Origin of the sequence: Emergencia timonensis (assembly GCF_900086585.1) — a bacterium.
GTDB classification, from domain to species: Bacteria; Bacillota; Clostridia; order Peptostreptococcales; family Anaerovoracaceae; genus Senimuribacter; species Senimuribacter timonensis.
Genome location: NZ_FLKM01000008.1, coordinates 523,996 through 541,370 on the forward strand (window position 1 = coordinate 523,996; position 17,375 = coordinate 541,370).

Consider the following 17,375-nt stretch of genomic DNA (forward strand, 5'->3'; position numbering starts at 1 on the left):
ATATGTCTTTTGAACGATAGTCCCTATGTTATAAAGAAAGGAGCTCCCCCGGTGAAAGACGCAGAATTAATTACGAGAATTAAACAGGGAGAAAGAGATCTGCTGGGAATTCTCATAGAAAGGTATTACGATCAGATTTTCAAATTCTGCTATTATAAGACAGGAGATGAAGCCTTGGCCTACGATTGCGCGCAGGATACCTTTCTGAGAATGATCCGCTACATGGACTCTTATATTGAAAAGGACCGGTTTAAGCCGTATCTATTTCAGATTGCCAGCAATGCCTGCAATGACGGTCTGCGCAAAAGGGACGACTGTTTTATTGAAGATGAGGCAGAGGCAAAAGAAGGGCTTACCGCTGCATTTGATAAAGAAGATATAGGGAATCAGATAGCCGTGGCGGATACCGTCAGGACGGCGCTGAATGCTTTGCCTCAGATGCAGAGAGATGTGATCATACTGCGTTTCTACAGTGATTTAAAGATCAATGAGATTGCTAAGGTTACGGGAGTTAACATTCCCACAGTGAAATCACGTCTCAGACAGGGAAAAAACAAATTAAAAAAAATATTAGAGAAGGAGGGACTGTTTTGAGGAGACACATGGAAGAGCAACGATTGCGGAAAGCACTGCGTCAATATACAGTGCCTGTCCCGAGACCAGAGCAGAAAGCAATGACAAAGCTGCTGGCTTCAAAGGCTCTTGCGAATAAGCCGCTGACACAGGGGAAGCCCTTTTTACAGCGGCTGAGAGAGCTGGCTGCATACATTTCCCCTACAACTTGGATTCTTCAGGCAATGGTACTCCTGCTCGTCTTGAGCGGACTTACAGGATCTAATGGGGCGCAGCTCTTTACAACGTTTTCAATCGTGACTCCCCTGTTGGGAATTATCGGCGGCTGCGAACTAATCAGAAGCTATGGACACAATATGTGGGAACTGGAAATGTCGTGCAGACATAATCTGCGGAGTATCTTTGCCGTGAAAATGTTGATTTTGGGATGTGTGGATTTTTTCGTTTTGGGCGCTGCCATCTTTATAACAGGACTTAGCGGCACAAAATTCGCTTTGACGGCTGTCATGATCCTTGTCCCGTTCAATCTTTCTAACAGCTTGTATTTATGGCTGATTGTAAAACTGCGCCACAGGTGTACCAATTACGTGTTGGCGGGAACAGGAGTTTTTTTATCTTTGATTATGCTGTGGATTAACGGTGCACTGAATCAGACCTTATTTGCGAAGATTTTTTCTCAGTACATGGTGGCGGTGCCAATACTGACAGCCAGTTTGGTACTGCTCATTGCTGCCGCAGCCATCTTATTGCGAAGCAGCGGAAAGGGGTATAACAAATGGAATTATATTTGAATCATATATCAAAAGTCTATGATACGAAAACAGCCGTAGATGACGTGACGCTGAAATTGGGACCAGGGATCTATGGGCTGCTGGGCGCCAATGGCGCTGGAAAAACGACTTTGATGAGAATTATCTGCGATATTCAGCAGGCTACGGGAGGCCGCGTGGAATACGATCATGAGGATATCACCGGTCTGGGCGAGGAGTATAGAAACGTTCTGGGTTATCTGCCACAGCATTTTGGTTATTATCCTGATTTTACTGCCTATAAATTCATGCTGTATCTTGCTTCTCTGAAAGGGCTGAGCAAGGGATATGCGAAAGAAAAGTCCCTGCAGCTTCTTGAAGAAGTAGGGCTCATGGAGGTGCGGAACAAGAAGATCAAAACCTTTTCAGGCGGTATGCTGCAGAGACTGGGTATCGCGCAGGCACTTCTTAACGATCCGCTGGTCATGGTTCTGGATGAACCGACTGTCGGACTGGACCCAAAAGAGAGAGTGAAATTCAGAAATATGATCAGTTCTCTGTCTTCAGACAAGATTGTCATCTTTTCTACTCACATCGTATCTGACATCGAGTATATTGCGGATCAGATTCTTGTGATGAAGAGTGGAAGGATTATGCATCAGGGACGGCCAGAGGAAATTACGAAAGAGGTTGAAGGCAAGGTATGGGAGTGCAGAGTACAAGGCAAAGAGGTAGACCGTTATGTGGCTGAATATAACGTGGGAAATTTAAAACACGAAGGAAGCGACACAGTGCTTCGTATTGTGTCGGACGAAAAGCCGATGGAAGAGGCGATACAGGTTGCGCCGACTTTGGAAGATCTGTATTTGTATTATTTTGAAGAGGCAGGTGAAGAACAATGAGCAGACTAATCGGATTTGAACTGGAGAAGATCTGCAGACGAAAGATCGTCTGGGCGGGGCTGGTTGCCTTGATCGGATTGAATCTCGTATTCTATATCTTTACCGCCATGCCGTCCATGGGCGTGATGAATGATCAGGGAGGATACAGCAAAGGCGCTGGAGCCATTGCCGTGGACAGGGAACTGACGAAACCCTATGAAGGCGTCCTTACTGACGATACCGTAAAGCAGATTCTGCTGGATCATCAGGAAAAAATCGAGAAAACAGATTTTTATGCGCGGATGGATTACGCCTATGACTCTGTAGGTAAGTTGTTTCTGGATGAAACGGGCAACTACAACGGATTGTCCGTCAAAGAACTTTATGGTGCAGACTCCTCCCACAGAGAGTTTCATTATGCCCGTGGAGAACAGCAGTTTTTGGGATATATGCCCATGCTGCTCCTGGTCATGGGGTATTTTCTCATCGTAGCCCTCTCTCCTGTCTTCTCGGATGAATACATGCGCGGCACAGATGCGCTGATTCTGACGTCAAAGATGGGAAAGAAGCAGTGCGCCATATCAAAGGTGACGGCGTCTTTGATTTTCACCGCAGTCGTTGCCGGCGTTGTCATTTTGGTCAACTGGCTGCTGATGGTGCTGTTTTTCGGCACAGAAGGATGGAGTATGAGTATTCAGCTCGAAATGACAGCGGGCGATTATTCCGGCGTGCCATACGCCATGACCATGGGACAGACCATCATCTATGCGGTGCTGCTCTGGATGACGGCGATGTGCGGACTTACCGGGATTGTGGTGATCTGCTCTTCCTTTGCAAAGTCATCCTTTATGGCGCTGATTACGGCGCTGCTGATTTATACCATTCCGCTTACGCTTTCCTCCTTGAGCTTCGAGTGGCTGCAGCGGATTCTGTCCTTTATGCCGGTGATCATGTCTACGGTGGGCAGCGTACTGCAGTTTCCGCTGGTGGAGCTGGGCGGCTTTGCCTTTAACTTCGGCTGTCTGCCGATGCTGACCATGGTTGCCGTCTGTATCCTGTCCTTTGTGGTGACAAAAAGGGTTTTTCGGCGGAAAATGGTGTAATTCTTTGATCGCAGTTTATTTGAATAGGCGGAAATAAATTAAGGCGGTATGCCAGTGCATACCGCCTATTGTAATTTTATATGAGATGGGATAAAATAAGTATCATAATATCACAGAGAAAAGGATGGCAACGATGGAAAAACCAACTTTGATTATAATGGCTGCCGGCATGGGCAGTCGCTACGGTGGTCTTAAACAGATCGATCCAATCAGCGATAAAGGAGAGATTATCTTGGACTTTTCTCTCTACGATGCTATGATGGCGGGCTTTGAAAAAGTCATATTTATTATCAAAAAAGAGAACGAAGAGGATTTCAGGGCTTTGATCGACGAGAGAGCGGGAAAACACCTGCAGGTGGAATACGCTTTTCAGGAGCTTACTGACATTCCTGAAGGCTACCAGGTTCCAGCAGAGAGGGAAAAGCCGTGGGGCACGTGTCATGCGGTACTCAGTGCGCGAAAACTCATAGACGGACCTTTTGCGGTAATTAATGCGGATGACTATTATGGTCCTGGCGCTTTTCAGTCTATCTACGACTACTTAGCGACAGCAAAAGACGATGAAAAATATAGATACTGCATGATAGGTTATCTGCTGGAGAACACTTTGACGGAAAACGGCCATGTGGCGAGGGGTGTCTGTGAGGTTTCCCAGGACGGCACTCTGCAGGATATCGTGGAGAGAACGAGAATCATGTGGCGCAATGGGGAAATCGCTTATACAGAGGATGAGGGTGATTCCTGGTACCCTTTGGCGGAAGGAACTACCGTCTCTATGAACTTCTGGGGCTTTACAGAGTCCTTTGTCAAGGAGATGGAAGCGAGATTCCCGGCGTTTTTGGATAAAGCGCTGGCGGAGAACCCGCTGAAGGGAGAATATTTTCTGCCCGGGGTGGTAGATCAGCTGATCAAAGAAGACAAGGCATCTGTCAAGGTGCTTCAATCACAAGACAGGTGGTACGGCGTCACATATAAGGAAGACAAGGAAGGCGTGGTAAGCGCCCTGCAGTCCATGAAGGACAAAGGGATTTATCCCGATAAGCTGTGGAAATAGGTCATGGCGCAGTCATAATGAGAAAGCTCGCACAATACCATAACGGTATGTACGAGCTTTTTTGACGTTACAGCCATTAGACTGTCATATCATATACGTAGAACTCCAACTCTCCTTTTTGACCCCTTATATTGACAAACTGCTTATGCTGCTGCTGACGTTTCATCCCCTGATGTTCGTAGAATCCAAAATTGCAGCTGGTATCTGTATATAAATAGAACTCTTTGATACCTTCGCTTTGCATATAATTCAGCAGGCATTGAAACAGTTTCTTACCGATGCCTAGTCCCCTGTATTCCGGGGATAATGCAAACAAAGAAATTTCGCCTTTGTAGTTTTTGCTGCACTTCTTTAGCAGCTGGCTGTCTATACCGTTGATATCCTTATAAAACTTTAAGATGTCACGGCCTTCTTTTGAAAGCAGCAGCCGTGTGATTGCACTGAACTGCCGCAGGCGGTATTTTAACGGGCACCGATGCTTTGCGATGTTTTTGCCTAGTATTAAACCGGCTGGAATTCCGTTCACTTCAGCAACCTGAGCATACGTTTGGTTCGCAAGGCAGGTTGATAAGTACACTCTGGCTAGTGTTTCAGCTGCTTTGGGAGTGGCGAATTTATCGTAACTCCATGTTTTTCTGATTACATTTTCCAGTGCTTTGAAATCTGCTTTCCTTAACGCTCTTAATACGATTTTTTCTGCCATATCTCTATTCCTTTCTATCTCCTTTTGTTTGGTATATACTAATGGTAAACTATCTAGTTGGTGTAAAGTCAAGGAGGGAATTTTGTGAAAAAAGAAATGATAAAACTGACAACGGCACAATTTGCAAGGCTGCATCACGTGAACAAAAGGACGCTGCATTATTATGACAATATTGGCTTGTTTTCCCCGGCACATAAAGGTGAGAACGGATATCGGTATTATGACTACACACAGAGCATAGAATTTGAATTTATACGAATGCTAAAAGAAATTAATCTCAGTATCAGCGAAATTCAAAAACTTGTGCATTTTTTTGATACAGAGGATTTCCTGCAGACCATCTTGCGTAAGCAGAAGGATATTGATGAAGAAATCAAAAAGCTGAAGAGGGTAAAGGCTGTGCTGGCACAAAAACAGGAACATCTTTTGCTCTGCCGACAGATTGACGACATGGAAATACAAATGATTGAGCAGAAAGCGGAGTATTTACGGACAGTTCCATATCAGTTCGAAGACGACGACTTTATAAAAGTATTTCAATATGTACAAGATACATGGCCTCCAGAACAATATCGCGCGGGAGTTGGCAGTTATATTTCTTTAGAAAAAGTGAAAAGTAAACAATTTGACAAGTATGATGGTTTGTATTCTCCGATTATGAACGGTGAAAAGGTGAAAAATGTCATGATCAAACCAAGTGGGGTGTACTTGTGCGGTTATTTAGAAGGCACATGGGACAGGCTTCCGGAGTTATATGAAAAAATGTTTGACTATGCAGATGAACGACAGCTAAGGTTAACTGGTTATGCGTTTGAAAAGGGCATCAACGATTTTGCCATGGCAAGTGAAGAGGAATACATCACGCAGGTGGCTATAAGAATCAAAGACTCTTCTAAATTAGTACCAGAAAAGAAAGCATAGAAAGCTTTGCAAAAATGTACTTGCATTTATCACTTGATATGTGTATAATAATAAGGCGTGTTTAAACGCAAGATCTCTGCATAAGCACAGGGCTTATGCCATTTAGTCCACAGGGAGGTGAAACCAATGACAAATTATGAAGTTATGTTCATTATCGATCCTACTTTAGAAGAGGAAAAAAGAGAAGCTACAATTGAGAAGGTCAAGACAATTATTGCAGCGGACGGAGAAGTCGACAAAGTAGATGCTTGGGGAATGAGAAAACTTGCTTATCCAATCGAAAAGAAATTCGAGGGTTACTATGTTGTAATGGAATTTAAAGCAAGCACAGAATTACCTATGGAATTGAACAGAAGAATGAGAATCTCTGACGATGTAATGAGACACATCATCATCAACAAAGACGCTAAATAGGAATGGGGTGTAGTTAAGAATGAATAGTGTAGTACTAATCGGAAGACTTACCCGCGATCCGGAAATCAGATACACTTCTGGAACACAGATGGCGGTAGCGACATTTACCGTCGCTATTGACAGGCCAGTTAGGGCTGGCGGCGAAAAGCAGACAGACTTTCCAAGAATTACGGTTTTTGGCAAGCAGGCCGAAAACTGTGAGAGATATCTTGCAAAGGGCAGATTAGTCGGTGTTCAGGGAAGAATTCAGACCGGAAGCTATCAGAATAAAGATGGCGTCACTGTTTATACGACCGATGTTGTAGCAGACAGAGTAGAATTTTTAGAGTGGGGAGACAGACCGTCAGGCGGCAGTTCCGCTCCACGACAGAATGCATCTTCAAATTATGGCGGCGGCAATGCTGGCGCCAGTGCTCCTAGAGGCAACGATATGCCTGAGGAGATGCCGGATTCATTCCAGGCAATCGATGAAGATGTTCCATTCTAAGGAAAGGAGATATGAATCATGATGGATAGAAGACGTGGTGGCATGAGAAGAAAAAAAGTATGCCAATTCTGCGCTGATAAAACAGAAGCAATTGATTACAAGGACGTAGAGAAGCTTAGAAAGTACATTACCGAAAGAGGTAAGATTCTTCCTAAGAGAATCACAGGAACTTGCGCTGTACATCAGAGAGAAGTAACGACAGCAATCAAAAGAGCAAGAATTGTTGCGCTGCTTCCATATGTTGCAGACTAATTTTATTTTATAAGATGCAATTGAAAGACTTTCCTAATTAGGAAAGTCTTTTTTAGTGCATTTTGCCAAAAATTTTACAAAAATATGTTTATTAAGCCAGACGTCTTTGCTGTGAGTTATTTTTCAGTTATTTATTGGAATTTCAATGTTTTTATTGCTCATAGTCCTTTACGAACGAGTAAGAAAAAGGTAAAATATCAAGTGTTATATTATGTAAAAATAACCAATTTGATATAGAGAAGTCAAACGTAAGGGAGAGTGTAAAATGTTAAAAAAGGGGAAGAAATTTTTTGTTGTCCTTCTGGCTATGTGTATGATATTTATCGCTGTCTGTCAGGTCGCCTTTGCAGAGGACCCGGCGGCAGATGGTTTAGGCGCTGGCGATGGAACAAATATCGCCGAAAATGGAGATGAAGGCCTTGGAGACGGTGACGCGGGGCAGATTGACGATGGCAATTCTGATGGGGAGACAATCGATAAACCGAAAGAAGACAGTATTGGTTCCGGAGAAAGTGGGAATGATTCGTCAGAAGACGAGAAAAAAGATGACGAACAAGACGTGATGAACAATGACTTTTCTGACTTTTTGACGAGATTTAGTTTCTATAATACCATTACTAAAGAAGAATATAGCAAAGAAAATCCGGTAAAGGACGGCGATCCCGTCGCGATTCGGTATGAATTTACTATTCCAAATCCGGAGGAGGTAGAGGAAGGCACAAGCTATGTTCTGCCAGCATTGCCAGAGCAGTTGGATTTGTCAGGGATTAATATTGACTACGATTATTCCGTAGGCAAAGACGGGTACGCTGTTTGGTCAATTAACGCAGAGCGAATGATCACTGTAAAGTTCACCAAAGCGCTGCCCGAAAACAATGTTTCCGGGCATTTGGAGATAACTTGCAGCGCTCAAGTAGATGAGTCAAAAGGCGGCACGATCAAGTTTGACCTAGGCAAATTCCCTGCCAATGTGGATAGCTTTGATATTTATCAGAAACCGGAAGAAGAAAAAAAGGAAATCACCGTCAAAAAGAAGGGTACACTGAACGATGATAACACTGTGACGTGGACCATTACAGCGACGCCGGATAAAGAAGATACCCTGGCTGGATATACCATTACAGATGCGTATAACAAAAATCATCTGACTTATGTTTCTGGCAGTATGAGAATGGAAGAGCAAGTCATTGCCGACGAATCACTGCATCTGACGGACGAAGGCTTTTCATACACGTTCCCCAATGATGTCAGCGAAGGTTCCCACGTACTCACTTACAGAACTACTGTCAGCGATACGGTTTGGTACACAGCAAAAGGCAGTGATCTCGATAACAGTGTGACAGTGAAAAACAAGGCGACCCTAAAGAGTGCTGATAATAAAGCAAAAGCAGAAGCAACTGCCCAAGTGAAGGTGCGAGATACCTTTGTGCAGAAGGGGAAAGATGGAGCAGTAAGCTGGGAAAAAAGGCTTGATAAGGATGGTAATTATCTTCTCACTTATAAAATCGAAGTCAGATACGGAAAAGGAAATGATCATTTTACCGCTGCAAAGATTGTAGACACGATTAATGCGCAGAGTGGTGCCGAATTTGTGGCTGACAGCGTAAGCATCAACTATACAAGAGATAATAAAGCAGAAGCAGAAGCAGTAACGCCTGAACTTGGCACGAATAAGGAAGGCAAACCGACGATGACCATTCCGCTGTCTGCGGATCATCAAAAAGCTTGGGTATATTACACGATTAAAGTCTTAAAAGACAATAATTTTAACAATGATGGTTTTACGGGTTTATCCATAAGTAACGTTGCCGCGCTGTGGGTGGATGACACGCATAAAATTGGCGGCGACTACGAGGACTGGGGGAACGCTCTCGGTCCGTATGATAAGCTTATCTACTTTGCAAAAAATGGCAAGTTTTCAACAAGTGAAGAGAAAAACTGGATTAATTGGACGATTAATGTTAACAATGGGAAAAAAGATTTAGTGAAACCAGTTACTATTACAGATACCATTGGTGATAAGCAGAAGCTGGACGAAAAAAGTATCAGCATAAAATATGATGGTGAGGAACAGCTTGGGAAGAATGTAACGTATAAAATAGATGAAGCAAATCCAAACAAAATTACTTTTACCTTAAATAATGTTGGAAATAAGGCGGTCAGCATCACCTATAGAACAGAAGTTACAGAATTCAGAGTAGAAAACGGCGGAAATACCACTGGTTTTGAGAACCGCGCAACACTCAAATATGAAGGAATTGACGAGCAGGAGATCAAAAAAGTAAAAGTTGATGTTAACCACTCTGCACTGCTGAAAAAAAATGGAACTTTTGACTCCTCAGCCAGTACGTACGGTGGAAAAGGTTATTTCGATTGGACGATTACCTTTAATGCAAATAAATATGCGCTGACCAATGGGATCATTACAGAGGCCCTGCCAGACGGCCACGATTTTGTCGAAGGCAGTCTCATGGTAAACGATGAGGCCATTGGAACAGCTGTTAGCAAAACGTCCCCTTATTATGAAATGAAGGACGGCAATCCGATTATTCATTTTCCTGGTTCCGTGAATGAGTCACAGACGATTACATTGAAGACCGCTTGCGATATTGCGGAGGGTACAGAAAGCTTGGATGTAACGAATAATTGCCAGGCGACAGCAAAAGAGTTTAAGGGCAGTCTAAAGGTAAAGGCACCCGTAAAGGTGAATTTCAAGCCTTCCTTAGATAAGAGCACCAATTATAAAGTGGGAAATACCGTTAACTGGGAAGTCAAGATTAATAAAAATGGAGCAAATATCACGAAACAGAATGCGCTGCTTACGGATGTTTTGCCTCCAGGACTTGAGTATCAGGATAAAAGTGCGAAGCTGTATGGTGCTGATGGAAACGAAATCAGCGAATTGACAACAAAATATGATGAGAACACTAAGACGCTTGAGATGAAGCTGCCTGCAGGGCTGGACTTGACCAAATCATATACCGTTAAATTTAAGACAGATATAACGAACAACCTGAGTGAAATCAAAAATACGATAGCTTTTGACGGTTCTGCTGAAGAGGTATATGCGACTAGCGGGTCTGTGGATTTAATGGCCGGGGGCCTTGACGGTTCCATCAGTGGTGATAATATCCGTTTAGAGATGACGAAAACAGATGCAGAAGACAGTTTAAAATTATTGCCAGGCGCTGAATTCACTCTGTATAATGAGGCTGGTAAAGCAATTGGAACTGCAACTAGTGACGAAGCAGGGAAGCTCGCCTTTGACAAGGGTATAAAATTCGGGAAAGAATATACCTTTAAAGAGACAAAAGCACCGAAAGGGTACATCCTTGACAATACCGTGCATACCATGGCTGTCGGTAATGTAACGGAGATTGGCGGGCAAAAAAGTGCAGAAATCATGATTGACGGGAAACCGTTTACTGCGGATTGTGATTCTAATAACACACTGCGCATCGGGATAACTGTTTTTAACACCGCCGAAGAAGATAAACCGACGCCTCCGCCCACACCAACGCCATTGCCTCCAACGCCTACACCGACGCCAGATCCTCTACCGGAGCCAGATCCTACGCCGGACCCGAAACCACTTCCGCCAGACGAGAACTTGGAGGACCCAGAAAATCCGGGCGGTGACGATGTGGTGAGACCTGAACTTCCGGACGATGAACATTTGGAGATTGACGAGACGACACCGAATAAGAGCAATGATGGCAGCAAGGCGACAGCAGAAAATTCCAACCAGCCGCAGACTGGTGACAGCGCCCAACTGATGTTGTGGACGCTGCTGTTAATCACTTCGCTGTCAGCAGCGGCAGTTGTGATGGTCTGCAGAAGAGAAGGAGAATAAAATACACGAAATAGAGGCTGCTATCAGCCTCTATTTTGCTTTTAGTGCCCAGCCCGCAGCATCCATTCTATTTCAGCCTTGACAAGGCGGCAATCTTTTGCTTTAATATAGTAATGTGATGAATTGATTTGTGTTTGAATATAGAAAAAGAGGTAACAAAATGAAGGTGATTAAGCAATCAAAAGAAAGGACCGCAGAGGACAATCGTGCCCTCCGTGATGCGGTGACTGCAATCATAGATAATGTATGTGCAAGGGGAGACGAAGCATTACACAAGTACAACGAACGCTTTGATGCCTGTAAAAGAACGTGCTTGAGAGTTAGTCGCGAAGAGATTGAGGAAGCCTATGACCAGATGACAGATCAGGAGCTTTTAGATTTGAAAGAAGCAAAAGCCAATATAGAGGGGTTTGCGGCAGCCCAGCGCGGCACGGTAACGGAACTTAAAAACTATTCGCCGCAGCCCGGCATCTATCTGGGACACAGAATCATTCCGGTGTCCTCCTGCTGCTGCTATGTTCCTGGGGGCGGCTATCCCCTCTACTCTACAGCTTTAATGTTGATTACGCCGGCAAAGGTGGCAGGGGTCAAAAGAGTGGCAGCCTGTTCCCCGACAGTCAAAGGTACGTCTAAGATTCACTATAAGACGCTGGTGGCAATGGATCTTGCCGGAGCTGATGAGATTTATGCAGTGGGAGGAGCGCAGGCGGTTGCGGCATTCTCTTACGGCACAGAGGAGATCAAACCGGTAGACATGATCGTGGGTCCGGGCAACCAGTATGTAACCGAGGCGAAACGTCAGTGCTATGGACAAATCGGCATCGACTTTGTGGCCGGACCAAGCGAGGTACTAGTCATTGCGGACGATAAAGCCGACAGCAAAACCATTGCGGCAGATCTGCTGGCGCAGGCGGAACACGATCCCAATGCGAAGGGCATCCTGGTGACGACTGATGGAGACTTTGCAAAAAACGTGATTGCTGATGTCGAAGCAGAGCTTGCAGTTCTTTCCACGGCGGGCATTGCGCGAAAATCATGGGAGGATTACGGTGAGGTCATCGTAGTGGATTCTTTGAAGGAGGCCGCGGCGATTTCTAATGATTATGCGCCCGAGCACTTGGAAGTCAATATTGAGACTCCAGATGATATTGTTGAACAGTTATATAACTATGGCTCTCTATTTATCGGAGGAAATACCGCAGAGGTATTCGGTGACTACGCTTCAGGCACCAATCACACCCTGCCGACGGTCAAAGCCTCCCGCTACACTGGCGGCGTCTGGGTCGGCACGTTCCTCAAGACCTGCACACACCAGAGCATGAGTTTAGAAGCATCGAAGGCGATTGCGCCTCTCGTAGCCAGGATGGCATACGGCGAAGGTTTGGAAGGCCACGCAAAGGCTGCCGAAGCGAGAAAATAATGATGACTCTGTTTCTGACCCTCCTAGATGCAAAAGAGGAAAAGAGTAAATTTGATAAGCTTTATGAGAAATATAGAAAGCTGATGCACTATGTAGCAAAAGGCATTCTTACCGACGACCAATTGGCAGAGGACGCGGTACAGGAGGCCTTTTTTCGCATTGCTAAAAATTTTTACAAGGTAGGTGAAATTGATTGTCCCCAAACTAAAAATTTTGTGGTTATTATAGTTAGAAACGCAGCGCTGACAATTGCAAAAAAGGAAGCGACAGCGGGCTCTATAGAAGATATTGACTTACTGCCCGATAGCGAACTGCGCCAAGATGACAGCGTTTTTGACAAGGTTGAAATCGACGAACTAATTAACGAAATTCTCAGCTTGCCGGAGACTTACCGATATCCGCTGTACCTTTATGGTGTATACGATTACAAGATAACAGAAATCGCAAATTTGCTGGGCATTACAACGGAGACGGCAAAGAAAAGAGTACAGCGGGCTCGGAAGATATTAAAGGATAACCTGGAGAAAGGAAGGTGAGGCAGATGGAAAAGCAGCTGCGGGCTGCGCTATTTGAGGCGGTAAAGCAAGAGTTTAGTTGTATTCCAGATGCAGATGATTTTAATGAGCAGGACACCTTTTCTGGCAGCTTTCAAACAGAAATGAAGCGGATATCCAGACTTGCCGACAGAAATTATGTCAGCGTAGGCAGACACCGGATTAGGAGGGCTGCTGCGATGGCGTTAATTGCAGCGATGCTTATGGCCGCAGCTGCTGGTGCTGCGGCTATCCGCAGGCCAATTGTCCAGTGGCTTACAAAGGACAATAAGGCAGAAGGCTCTTTAGACGTCTCCTTTAAAGTGGACGATCCCGACGGACTGACGAAACAGTTCACTTACATCAAGCCGGAGGTTCCTGCGGGTTATGAAGTCATCTACGAGGATAAAGTTGAAGGACAGCAGTATTCCATTATCTATCAAAACGAGGAAGGGGAAGAAATCTCATATCTTCAGACGGGTGATATTGAGGGGCTGGGATTGGGGCTGGATAAGGAGACAGGCGACTTGCAAGAGACGAAAGTAAACGGCTATAAGGGGTACGCCTACTCCAGCAACGACAACAATAGCCTCATATGGTCAAACGGAATCTATCTTTTTCATGTAGGAGGAACTTGCTCTATGGAGGTCATCAGGGAAATGGCGGAGAAAACATACTAAGACAATATTTCCTATGCTATAAAAAACCTCCCAGCCGATTGATCTAGCTGGGAGGTTTCTATTTTTAGGTTTCATTAGCGTTTACGTTCACTGACAGTACTTTTGTCACAGTTTGATACGGCGTGTATTGATTCTTAATAGAATATTGAATCTTATATTCGCCAGTCTGATTGAAAGTGTAGGCTTTTGCCTCACTTTGGGTATAACTGGTGTATTCCGTTTCCCCTGGAGCTAGAATACTGACCTTTACGCGACTTGTGACGTCTTTCCCATTATGTACTGCGGATACGCCCTCAAAGGCGTTGACGGCACCTATAAGGACGGTCCTGTCCGCAGGAATTGTGAGAACAGGCTTTTTGTTGACGGCACCTTGTTTTACGGTGATTTTAATCGTTTTTGTGGCCGCTTTGTATGGAGAGTACTTGTTTTTGACCACATATTTTACATAGTATGTCCCGGTCTTGCTGAAGACATATTTTTTGGCGCTGGCATTGGAGTAAACCCTATATTCGCTGCTGCCAGGCGCTTTGATATGTGTTTTTATGGCAGACGTTCTGCTGGCAGAAGCCTGCTTTGCGGTTACCTTGCCTAGTGCGTTTTTGTCACCCCAGGTTACAGTGCGGTTCTTTGCGCCTGATATGACCGGCGCTTTTAAATTATCGACCACTTTGATTTTAACGATCTTGGATGCAGACTTGCTGTACGGATCGTTAACGGTATAAGTAACTTTATATGTACCCAGAGACTTGGTCGTAAAAGACGCCTTCACATATTTTTTCTTTGTGGAAGAATACTTCTGCACCTTGCTGACCTTGATTCTGGACTTCAGATTCATGAAGGTATTTGGATCTTTTGCATTGACGTAGGATTTCAGGTCGTACTTACTGCCGTACTGCACGTTTAATTTCTTCTTAGAAGATACAGTGATTACTGGCTTTCGTATCTTAAAATACGGATTAGCCGGATCTGGATCTGTCGGGTCCCAGTAGGCATAACGGCTCTGAGACACCTTAATTGGCTTAGGTTTTCCCAGCGGACCTGAAGTAGCGCTTCTGTAGACTGTAACCTTGGTTCCCACTTTGCAGTTGTTATAAATCCATTTCGCATCCATGACCGAAAGCCTGATACAGCCGTGAGAGGCGGCGCTCCCTAACAAGTTGAACTGACTAGTCACCTGAGTATTTTTTTTGTAGCAGTCTTTGTAATATACCGAATGAAACAAAATATCCTCGGTGATGTGTGTGCAGTATTGACCGTAAACGTCGTTCATCAGCGCACCCCAGCGCCATTTCCCCTGTGTATAAAAAGTCCCCTTTGGTGTGGTGCCGCCTAATCCTGTAGAACAGAGCATCGCCCTGACCGGCTTCCACTTTCCATCAATCTTTTTATAAGCGGATACGACATTTCGTTGTTCATTGACTTTCAGCCAGTATTTACCTGTATAGGTAGCGGCATTTGAAACGGATACGACATTTCGTTGTTCATTGACTTTCAGCCAGTATTTACCTGTATAGGTAGCGGCATTTGAAACGGATACGCTGCTGAATACAATGGAGAATACCAGTGTCAGTATCAGCAATATGCTGAGTGTTTTTTCCCTTTTCATCATCTCTTTTTCCCCTATAAATATTTATGATTTTCCCTTACGGCAACGCCGTAAAGATTGTGGAACCATTATACCATGTGCATCCTTTCAAAAATAGAATCACAGCACATGATTCAATGGTTCCAACCTAACGATAACATCGAAAGATCGTGGAACCATTATACCATTTTTGCTCTAAGACAGTATAGAAAAAATCGAAATAAATATGGAAGATTTGTATATTTATTAAAAATTCCCCTTGCCTTATTCTGAAATCATGCTTTTTAGCTTTGTTTTTTTGCATGTACAATCAGCCTGGGAGAAAAAACTCACGCCGCCCTGTATTTTCAATCCTTTTACACACAGACGCATTGTATTTAATAAATATACAGGGTAAAGTGTTAATAGACTAAAGTTTTAAAGGGGAAAAATAAAAGGAGAAACTGGTAAAGAATTTTCTGAAATTATGCTTGAAAAGCTGATATTTTTAGCTTTTTTAGTAAAAAAGTATGGAGTTATATTCTGAAAAATTGTATAATATTAGTTATCAAAAAAACAAAGTGATTAGTTAATTATTATGCATTACCGCGCATAAAGATTTAAAGGAAATGGAGAGATTACTATGGCAGTTGTTATCAACGGACGTGACCTCACAGTTGAGGAAGTCATTCGCGTTTGCCGCGGAGATGAAAAAGTAGAAATTGCCCCTGAGGCACAGAAAGCAATACAGAAAGCAAGAGATTATATTGAAAAAAAACTGGAAGAAGGCGCCGTCATTTATGGCTTAACTACTGGTTTTGGTAAATTTGCTAATGTGTTGATTTCTAAAGAAGAAACGGCAGATCTGCAGAGGAATTTGATTATCAGCCATACCTGTGCTCTCGGGGAACCGTATCCGAGACAGTATGTGAGAGCAGCAATGCTGCTTCGTTGCAACGCTTTATCCAGAGGAAATTCAGGTATCCGTCTTTCCACGGTGCAGACTATGGTGGATATGCTGAATGCTGGGGTACATCCGGTCATTCCAAGAAAGGGTTCCCTTGGCGCTTCTGGCGACCTTGCCCCACTTTCCCATATTGCATTGGGCCTGATTGGACTTGGCAAGGTAGAGTATAAAGGCGAGACGGTAGATGCGGCAGAGGCTCTGAAAGACGCTGGTATTACACCGGTCGAGTTAGCGGCAAAAGAGGGCCTGGCCCTCAATAACGGCACACAGATGATGACCGCGGTAGGGGTCAATGTGCTCTGGGATGCCATGCGTCTGCTCAAGGTTGCTGATATCGCGACAGCTATGACGGCTGAAGCCTTGCATGGAATTACCAAGGCATATGACCCAAAGGTTCAAGAACTGAGAGGCCACGAAGGCCAGAAGATCGTAGCAGAAAATTTGCTAACCCTATTAGACGGCAGTAAGAATGCCTTTGATGTTCAGCCGACTAAAGTACAGGATCCGTATTCCCTGAGATGTATCCCGCAGGTTCACGGTGCATCGAGAGATGCCATCAAATATGTGTATGACGTCGTATCAAAAGAAATTAACGCAGTGACAGATAACCCGCTGGTATTCCCAGACGAGGATGAAGTCATCTCAGGCGGAAACTTCCACGGACAGCCCATGGCGCTGGCCTTCGATTTCATGAAGATGGCTATTTCTGAGCTGGCGGACGTCTCTGAGAGAAGAGCGGAGAGATTGATCAATCCAGCCCTTTCAGAAGGACTGCCAGGCTTTCTCACAAAGCATGGCGGCGTCTGCTCTGGCTTTATGATTGCCCAGTATGCGGCGGCATCTATGGTTTCAGAGAATAAGGTGTATGACCATCCAGCCTGCGTCGATTCGATTCCTTCCTCTGGAAACCAGGAAGACCATGTTTCCATGGGTACCACTTCTGCCAGAACAGCAGCAATGGTTCTCGACAATGCGCAAAAAGTGATCGGCATCGAGCTGGCATCTGCTGCACAGGGCATCTGGCTCAGAGAAGAGATTGGCGAGAGTAAGGTGGAAAATCTTGCGCCTGCCACAAAAGCTGCCTACGATTACATCAGAACGCTGTCTGATCCAATCGATCAGGACATCATCATGCACGACGAATTAGTCAAATTCGATGAAATGATCAAAGACAACAGTCTGCTCGAAGCAGTAGAAAAAGTCGTCACATTAAAATAAATA

Annotated in this window: 16 protein-coding genes; 14 read left to right on the forward strand and 2 right to left on the reverse strand. The window is 44.5% G+C overall.

The window, feature by feature from the left end; all coding sequences use genetic code 11:
- Nucleotides 1–51 precede the first annotated feature (51 nt).
- The 5 genes from BN6539_RS03685 to BN6539_RS03705 all read left to right on the forward strand — a co-directional run bounded on the left by BN6539_RS03685 (nt 52) and on the right by BN6539_RS03705 (nt 4,360).
- Nucleotides 52–594: an RNA polymerase sigma factor gene (locus BN6539_RS03685; RefSeq protein ID WP_067534072.1), complete on the forward strand. Its 543-nt coding sequence runs from the start codon at nt 52–54 to the stop codon at nt 592–594.
- The gene (locus BN6539_RS03690) at nt 591–1,364 is read left to right on the forward strand and encodes a hypothetical protein (RefSeq protein WP_067534073.1); all 774 of its coding nucleotides are present in this window, start codon (nt 591–593) and stop codon (nt 1,362–1,364) included. Before BN6539_RS03685 ends, BN6539_RS03690 begins: the two co-directional genes overlap by 4 nt.
- Nucleotides 1,349–2,224 (forward strand): ABC transporter ATP-binding protein, encoded by an 876-nt coding sequence (locus tag BN6539_RS03695; RefSeq protein ID WP_067534074.1) that lies wholly within the window; start codon nt 1,349–1,351, stop codon nt 2,222–2,224. The genes BN6539_RS03690 and BN6539_RS03695 overlap by 16 nt, the downstream gene beginning before the upstream one ends.
- Nucleotides 2,221–3,306, forward strand: coding sequence for a hypothetical protein (locus tag BN6539_RS03700; RefSeq protein WP_067534077.1), 1,086 nt, complete (start codon nt 2,221–2,223; stop codon nt 3,304–3,306). The genes BN6539_RS03695 and BN6539_RS03700 overlap by 4 nt, the downstream gene beginning before the upstream one ends.
- 133 nt (nt 3,307–3,439) lie before the next feature.
- Nucleotides 3,440–4,360 (forward strand): sugar phosphate nucleotidyltransferase, encoded by a 921-nt coding sequence (locus BN6539_RS03705; RefSeq protein ID WP_067534078.1) that lies wholly within the window; start codon nt 3,440–3,442, stop codon nt 4,358–4,360.
- A gap of 76 nt (nt 4,361–4,436) precedes the next feature.
- On the opposite strand, the gene BN6539_RS03710 is transcribed toward BN6539_RS03705, so the two are convergent.
- The gene (locus BN6539_RS03710; protein WP_067534079.1) at nt 4,437–5,063 is read right to left on the reverse strand and encodes a GNAT family N-acetyltransferase; all 627 of its coding nucleotides are present in this window, start codon (nt 5,061–5,063) and stop codon (nt 4,437–4,439) included.
- Nucleotides 5,064–5,147: 84 nt separating this feature from the next.
- Between BN6539_RS03710 and BN6539_RS03715 the strand changes: the two genes are divergently transcribed.
- From BN6539_RS03715 to BN6539_RS03750, 8 genes are all read left to right on the forward strand, one after another.
- Complete coding sequence (locus BN6539_RS03715; protein ID WP_067534083.1) at nt 5,148–5,984, forward strand: MerR family transcriptional regulator; 837 nt, start codon at nt 5,148–5,150, stop codon at nt 5,982–5,984.
- Between the two features lie 126 nt (nt 5,985–6,110).
- Nucleotides 6,111–6,398 (forward strand): 30S ribosomal protein S6, encoded by a 288-nt coding sequence (rpsF, locus tag BN6539_RS03720; RefSeq protein WP_067534085.1) that lies wholly within the window; start codon nt 6,111–6,113, stop codon nt 6,396–6,398.
- A 19-nt stretch (nt 6,399–6,417) separates the two neighbouring features.
- Nucleotides 6,418–6,885, forward strand: coding sequence for a single-stranded DNA-binding protein (locus BN6539_RS03725; protein ID WP_067534087.1), 468 nt, complete (start codon nt 6,418–6,420; stop codon nt 6,883–6,885).
- Nucleotides 6,886–6,903: 18 nt separating this feature from the next.
- A complete protein-coding gene (gene rpsR / locus BN6539_RS03730; protein WP_330385052.1) occupies nt 6,904–7,137 on the forward strand; it encodes a 30S ribosomal protein S18 in 234 nt (77 codons plus the stop codon).
- 265 nt (nt 7,138–7,402) lie between these two features.
- Nucleotides 7,403–10,990, forward strand: a complete 3,588-nt coding sequence (locus BN6539_RS03735; RefSeq protein WP_067534089.1) for a collagen binding domain-containing protein — start codon at nt 7,403–7,405, stop codon at nt 10,988–10,990.
- A 160-nt stretch (nt 10,991–11,150) separates the two neighbouring features.
- The gene (gene hisD / locus BN6539_RS03740) at nt 11,151–12,410 is read left to right on the forward strand and encodes a histidinol dehydrogenase (RefSeq protein ID WP_067534092.1); all 1,260 of its coding nucleotides are present in this window, start codon (nt 11,151–11,153) and stop codon (nt 12,408–12,410) included.
- Nucleotides 12,410–12,946 (forward strand): RNA polymerase sigma factor, encoded by a 537-nt coding sequence (locus tag BN6539_RS03745; RefSeq protein ID WP_082907344.1) that lies wholly within the window; start codon nt 12,410–12,412, stop codon nt 12,944–12,946. Before hisD ends, BN6539_RS03745 begins: the two co-directional genes overlap by 1 nt.
- 5 nt (nt 12,947–12,951) lie before the next feature.
- On the forward strand, nt 12,952–13,623 hold the full coding sequence (locus BN6539_RS03750; RefSeq protein ID WP_067534094.1) for a DUF4367 domain-containing protein: 672 nt from the start codon (nt 12,952–12,954) through the stop codon (nt 13,621–13,623).
- 64 nt (nt 13,624–13,687) lie between these two features.
- Here the strand turns inward: BN6539_RS03750 and BN6539_RS03755 are convergent, their stop codons facing one another.
- On the reverse strand, nt 13,688–15,232 hold the full coding sequence (locus BN6539_RS03755; protein ID WP_067534101.1) for a L,D-transpeptidase: 1,545 nt from the start codon (nt 15,230–15,232) through the stop codon (nt 13,688–13,690).
- 598 nt (nt 15,233–15,830) lie between these two features.
- On the opposite strand from BN6539_RS03755, the gene hutH reads away from it, so the two are divergent.
- Nucleotides 15,831–17,372: a histidine ammonia-lyase gene (gene hutH / locus BN6539_RS03760; RefSeq protein WP_067534104.1), complete on the forward strand. Its 1,542-nt coding sequence runs from the start codon at nt 15,831–15,833 to the stop codon at nt 17,370–17,372.
- Nucleotides 17,373–17,375: the final 3 nt, after the last annotated feature.

Coding starts and splice junctions, on each gene's coding strand:
- BN6539_RS03700 (WP_067534077.1), top strand. CDS start 2,221: ATGAGCAGACTAATCGGATTTGAACTGGAGAAGATCTGCAGACGAAAG.
- hutH (WP_067534104.1), top strand. CDS start 15,831: ATGGCAGTTGTTATCAACGGACGTGACCTCACAGTTGAGGAAGTCATT.
- BN6539_RS03695 (WP_067534074.1), top strand. CDS start 1,349: ATGGAATTATATTTGAATCATATATCAAAAGTCTATGATACGAAAACA.
- BN6539_RS03725 (WP_067534087.1), top strand. CDS start 6,418: ATGAATAGTGTAGTACTAATCGGAAGACTTACCCGCGATCCGGAAATC.
- BN6539_RS03735 (WP_067534089.1), top strand. CDS start 7,403: ATGTTAAAAAAGGGGAAGAAATTTTTTGTTGTCCTTCTGGCTATGTGT.
- BN6539_RS03745 (WP_082907344.1), top strand. CDS start 12,410: ATGATGACTCTGTTTCTGACCCTCCTAGATGCAAAAGAGGAAAAGAGT.
- rpsR (WP_330385052.1), top strand. CDS start 6,904: ATGATGGATAGAAGACGTGGTGGCATGAGAAGAAAAAAAGTATGCCAA.
- BN6539_RS03755 (WP_067534101.1), bottom strand. CDS start 15,232: ATGATGAAAAGGGAAAAAACACTCAGCATATTGCTGATACTGACACTG.
- rpsF (WP_067534085.1), top strand. CDS start 6,111: ATGACAAATTATGAAGTTATGTTCATTATCGATCCTACTTTAGAAGAG.
- BN6539_RS03705 (WP_067534078.1), top strand. CDS start 3,440: ATGGAAAAACCAACTTTGATTATAATGGCTGCCGGCATGGGCAGTCGC.
- hisD (WP_067534092.1), top strand. CDS start 11,151: ATGAAGGTGATTAAGCAATCAAAAGAAAGGACCGCAGAGGACAATCGT.
- BN6539_RS03710 (WP_067534079.1), bottom strand. CDS start 5,063: ATGGCAGAAAAAATCGTATTAAGAGCGTTAAGGAAAGCAGATTTCAAA.
- BN6539_RS03750 (WP_067534094.1), top strand. CDS start 12,952: ATGGAAAAGCAGCTGCGGGCTGCGCTATTTGAGGCGGTAAAGCAAGAG.